At 60.6% G+C, this 5,008-nt stretch carries 4 protein-coding genes; 1 reads left to right on the top strand and 3 read right to left on the bottom strand.

The genetic code is table 11. The features are described 5' to 3' along the window. The first annotated feature begins 120 nt into the window (after positions 1-120). A complete protein-coding gene (locus ENZ75_RS20595; RefSeq protein ID WP_063168900.1) occupies positions 121-1,050 on the top strand; it encodes a transglutaminase-like cysteine peptidase in 930 nt (309 codons plus the stop codon). Positions 1,051-1,099: 49 nt separating this feature from the next. Here ENZ75_RS20595 and ENZ75_RS20590 read toward each other — a convergent pair whose 3' ends face one another. From ENZ75_RS20590 to ENZ75_RS20580, 3 genes are all read right to left on the bottom strand, one after another. Next, positions 1,100-1,741 carry a ribbon-helix-helix domain-containing protein gene (locus ENZ75_RS20590; protein WP_024502654.1) on the bottom strand — a complete coding sequence of 214 codons (642 nt, stop codon included), beginning with the start codon at positions 1,739-1,741 and terminating at the stop codon, positions 1,100-1,102. Further along, the gene (locus ENZ75_RS20585; protein WP_063168901.1) at positions 1,731-3,020 is read right to left on the bottom strand and encodes an HlyD family type I secretion periplasmic adaptor subunit; all 1,290 of its coding nucleotides are present in this window, start codon (positions 3,018-3,020) and stop codon (positions 1,731-1,733) included. The genes ENZ75_RS20590 and ENZ75_RS20585 overlap by 11 nt, the downstream gene beginning before the upstream one ends. Before the next feature lie 42 nt (positions 3,021-3,062). Next, positions 3,063-5,008, bottom strand: a 1,946-nt coding sequence (locus ENZ75_RS20580) for a type I secretion system permease/ATPase (protein WP_128278275.1), incomplete at its 5' end; no start/stop codon positions are given.

Raw genomic sequence — 5,008 nt, 5'->3', positions numbered from 1 at the left:
GTATAAAATTGAATAAAATTTTAAATAAAATAGATGAAGACAGTTGCTGGATATTTATCCACCTTCCTTTCCAATAATTTGAGACAAGATTGGTAGCGTCCACAGTCAAAGGTGGGCGTTATGAAAAAGCAAAAATCGGTTCCGGGGAAAACCGGGCTCCAGATGCTCCTGCTGGCAATCGGGCTTGTCGGCCTGGCGGGGCCGTCATTCGCCAGCGATATCCCCGCACCCGGCAGGCCCCAGGAGAAGGTCCAGACGCCGCCCTGTCTCGGCGGTGTTTCACTGACGAGGCCCCAGCCCTGGCAGCCTGCGGACGCTTACCGGATCGGCATGGTCACCGGCAGCTATGGCCCGGATGTCGGCCGCGGGGACGGCTCGTCAACGGCGCGAGATGACGCCGGGATAGATCCGGTGCAGACCGCGTCGATTATTCCAGGGGTCTTCGGATCGGTTGCCTTGTCCATGCGCAATTTTCCCGTCGCGGCGCGCTGGGCGCCTGTCTACCGGGCAATCACCGCTTGTTCGGCAGGCAGCCCCTGCGAGCACAAGAGCACGGCTTTTGCCGGCATGATCGCTGCCGCTCAAGGCAAGGGATTCAGCGAGAAGCTGTCCTTCGTCAACAGCAGCGTCAATCGCCTGATCGCCTACAGGAAAGACAGCGTCGTCTACGGCAAGCTCGACTATTGGGCGAAGCCTTCGGAGATTCTCGAGCGGCGAGCCGGCGATTGCGAGGATTTTGCCATCCTCAAGATGACGGCCCTGCTGAGGGCCGGCATTCCGACGCAAAGCATGGCGCTTGTCGTCCTCCAGGATCGCAAGAGAGGCTTCTTTCACGCAGTGCTGTCGGTGAGCACAGGCAGCGGCACCTTCATTCTCGACAGCCTCAGCAACACCGTTATGCGTGACAGCGATCTCCCGGATTACGTCCCGCTCTATTCGTTCAGCACGGACCGGGCCTGGATCCACGGTTCAAGACCGGGCGGCGCCCAGATGGCCGACATCAAGGGCGGTTTCGCAACCGTCGCACCCGGCGAAGGTTTTCAGCCATAGGGTTTCGGCCAGTCCAAGCCATAGGTTCTCGCCAAAGACTGGCGGGCATTCAGCCGCCGAAGACGAACGCCATCAGCAGCTCCGGCTCGAGCACCGGGGCCCGCACCGCATTCAATTGCCCCCGGTATCGACGGTCACCCGCGCCGATGACAAAACCGGTGGCCACCGGCGATTCGCCATTGGCGTCGAGCCGCGTGAAGATGTCGGCCACATTGAGGTCCAGCGCCAGCTTGAGGTCGTGCCGTGCGTCATCGCTTGGGGCGATCGGCAATTGGCGCTTGACCAGTTGCTGGAACGGCGCGTTGAACGACAGGATCTTCTTCGAAGAAGCCAGGGCAAAGGCCGGAGACGGGCACGCGACCAGTATGGCGTTGATGGTGTTGATCGATGCAAGCCTTCGCAAGGTCAGGTTTTCGTCCCCCAACCCACGCATGCAGGCCACCCTGATCGCGGATGTCAGATTGCCTGTCTGGGCCTGGCTTTCGGCGATCTCGTCGATGAGCATGCCGATCGTGCACTTCCTGCTTTCGGCCATCTGCTTCAGCGACATCCAGAATGCCCGCTCCAGACGAATGCCGCGCCGTATGCCACCGCGCGCCACGACCCGAAACTCCAGCCCGAAATCCTCGGCGGCGACTGGCGCAAGCAGCCGCTCGCGATCGGAATGATGAGGGCTGGCGCTACCGCTCACTCATCGCCTCCTCGCGCGCCTTGTTGATCGGCTTCAGGAGGTAGTGCAGGATCGTCTTGCGCCCGGTCTTGATGTCGACCGAGCAGATCATTCCGGGGATGATCGAATAGGCCTTGCCGTCTCTTTGAAGGGTCGATTTGTCCGTCGCCACGCGCACCTGATAATAGGGCTCCCCCGTTTTCTGATCGACCAGGCTGTCGGCTGTGATGTTGGAGACCTTGCCCTCGATGCCGCCGAAGATCGAGAAGTCATAGGCGGTGACCTTGATAAGGGCTTCCTGGTCGGGCCGGATGAAGGCGACATCCCGCGGCGAGACCCGTGCCTCCACCAGCAACGTTTCGGAGGTTGGCACGATGCCGGCCACGACGGCGCCAGGCTGGACGAAGGCGCCGACCGTGTTCAGCTCCAGCGTGTTGACGATGCCGTCCACGGGAGACCGGATATCGGTGCGCGCGACCTTGTCGGTGGCTCCCCTTATGGTCTCATCCACCACCGAAAGGTCCGCCAGCGCCTGGGTAAGGTCGTCCAACGCCTCCTGCTGCAATTGCAGGCCGAGTTCCTCGACCTGAAGCTGAGCTTCCGTGATCGACGATTTGATCTTCTTTATCGTTTCGCCGGCAAGGTTCAGCTGGCCGTTGAGTTCGGTCTGTTCGCGCTCTACCCGGAGCTGCTCGGTCCTTGCCATCAGGCCTTTCTTGACCATCGCGTCGACGAGTTTTGCCTCCTGGTCGCTGACCGCCAGGTTCTTGGTAAGACGATCGGAATTGGCCTCCGCCTCGGCAAGTTCCTTCTCGCGCTGATCGAGGCGTGACTTGAGCACGGACAGCTTGTTGTCGAAGTTCCCGCGCCGGGCGATGAGCAGCTTCTGTTCATTGTCGCAGATTTGCGGAGCGACCGACTGGATGTCCTGCGGGCACGGAAATGGGCCCGAGAGATTGCCGGCCTGTTCGTATTTCAGCCTTGCTATGCGCACTTCCAGCGCGCGCGCCTTGGCCTGCTGCTCGCCAAGGCTGGACGTGTTGAGCGTGTTGTCCAGGCGGATGATGAGATCGTTCTTCTTGACGACCTGGCCGATCGTCACGGCGATTTCCTGAACCACACCGGCCTCGCTCGCCTGGATGATCTGGGTCTTGGAAGCAGGTATGACCTTGCCGTCGCCGCGTGCGATCTCATCGACTTCGGCAAAGGACGCCCAGGCGACAAAAACGACGAAGAGCGCTCCGATGATGAATATGGACGCCGACGCAAACAGCGGCGGCCGATCTTCCCTGGCAAGCATTTCCCACGCCCCAACGCATTGGATGCAGCAATAATTGTTTTGTCAGGCGCTTGTTTTCTGCAACGCCTGTATGACTTGGTCCTTCGGTCCGTCGGCAACGATTTTGCCCTGTTCGATAACGATCAGGCGGTCGGCCAGTTCAAGCATGCTGAACCGATGTGTGGAGACGATCAGCGTGGTGTCGCGGTCAAAGGCGACTTTGAGCTGCTTGATCAACTGGCGTTCGGAAGCAAGATCCATCGAGCCCGACGGCTCGTCCAGAAAGACGATTTTCGGTTTGGTCAGCAGCAGGCGCGCGATCGCCACCGTCTGCCTTTGGCCGCCGGAAAGATTGGTGCCGCGCTCGCCGACATTCATGTCGTAGCCGCGCGGGTGGCGTGAAACGAAATCATCGACGCCGGCAGCCTTTGCCGCTTCGATGATCTGTTCGTCTGTAGCCTCGGGGCATGCCATCAGGAGGTTCTCCTTGATGGTGCCCGAGAACAGGTCGCCGGCCTGCGCAACGATGCCGACCGCGGCGCGAACCTCGGACGGGTGATACTGGCGAATGTCGATCCCATCCAGCAGCAACTCACCGGAAGTCGGCAGGAAGAGCCGGCCGACCAGCCGACCCATCGTCGTCTTTCCCGATCCTATGCGGCCGATGATGCCGATCCGCTCACCCGGCTTGACCGAGAAATTCAGGCCGGTCAAAACTTCGTTTTCCGAGCCTGGATAGACAAACCCGACATTCCTGAACACCATCGCCCCCTTGCGGATGGGGCGGTTGACGAAGCCCACCGTGTCGGGTCGATCTTCCGGTTGAGCCATGATCGAATTCACCATCCTCAGCGAGAGCATGGCCTGGCGGAACCGGGACAACGTTATGGCGATCTGGCCGAGCGGCGCCACGGCCCTGCTCGCCAGCATCACCGTTCCTATGATTGCTCCTGTCGAAACATGCCCTTCCGAGAAGGCATAGGCGCCGGCCACGACCAGGGCGACGGTCACCAGCTGCTGTATGGACTGGGTGATGTTGCCCGCCGCCGCCGAAAGCTGCTTGATCTTCTCGGACGTGTTGGCGGCGTTCTTGGAGTGCTCTCCCCATTTCCGCAGCAGATACGCCTCGGCGCGCAGCGACTTGATGGTCTCCAGCGTCGAGATCGATTCGACCAGCAGGGCCTGGCGCTGCGATGCTTCGTTCATCGAGGCGGCGACGCGCTTGCCGATGCGGCGCTGGGTGACCAGGCCGACGATGACGGACATCACGAAGGCCAGCGCCGGTATGATCACCAGCCAGCCGCCTATTGCATAGATCACAAGGAGAAAGACGAAGACGAATGCCGTGTCGATGAACACGCTTATGGTGTTGGAGGTGAAGAACTCCCTGACGAACTCATATTGCGTGACCCTGTTTGCGTATTCGCCGGTCGAGCCGGGGCGCGCCGAAAGCGACGAGTTCAGCACTTTTTCGAACAGCAGATAGGATATCCGCAGATCCGCCTTGCGCCCGGCATAGTCGATGAGGGAAGCCCTTGCCGTCTTCAAAAGCAGGTCGAACAGGATGACCGCACCGATGCCGAGAGCCAGGACCCACAGTGTCGATATCGCCTTGTTCGGCAGGATCCTGTCGTAGACGTTCATGGTGAAGATCGGCGAGGCTATGGCCAGCAGATTGATGAACACCGCCGCCAGGACGACTTTCGAGTAGGTGCGCCAGAAAGCGCCCATCGTCCCCGTAAGCCAATGTCTTCGCTCGATCCTGGCCGCCGAGCCGACCGACATGGTCTCGGCGGCATTGGCATAGGTGATCGAAAAGGAAGCGCCGCCGCTGATGTAGCTGGCGGCCAGTTCCGACCGGCCGATCGTGGTGCGGCCGTCTTCCTGGGGCGCGGTGATATACGCATCGCCTTCGCCTAGAGCCAGCAGGGCGACGGGCAATTGGCTGACGCGAAAGACGATGGCCGGCAGGTCGATACGCCCCCTGAGAAAATCGCGATGATTGAACT

This window comes from Mesorhizobium sp. M7A.F.Ca.CA.002.04.1.1, from assembly GCF_004022805.1.
In the GTDB taxonomy this organism is placed as follows: Bacteria; Pseudomonadota; Alphaproteobacteria; order Rhizobiales; family Rhizobiaceae; genus Mesorhizobium; species Mesorhizobium ciceri.
Note: the sequence above shows the minus strand (reverse complement) of the source record. Positions and strands in the feature narration are given on the sequence as shown.

Excerpts from the sequence above, each read along its gene's own strand:
- ENZ75_RS20595 (WP_063168900.1), top strand. The coding sequence starts at position 121 with ATGAAAAAGCAAAAATCGGTTCCGGGGAAAACCGGGCTCCAGATGCTC.
- ENZ75_RS20585 (WP_063168901.1), bottom strand. The coding sequence starts at position 3,020 with ATGCTTGCCAGGGAAGATCGGCCGCCGCTGTTTGCGTCGGCGTCCATA.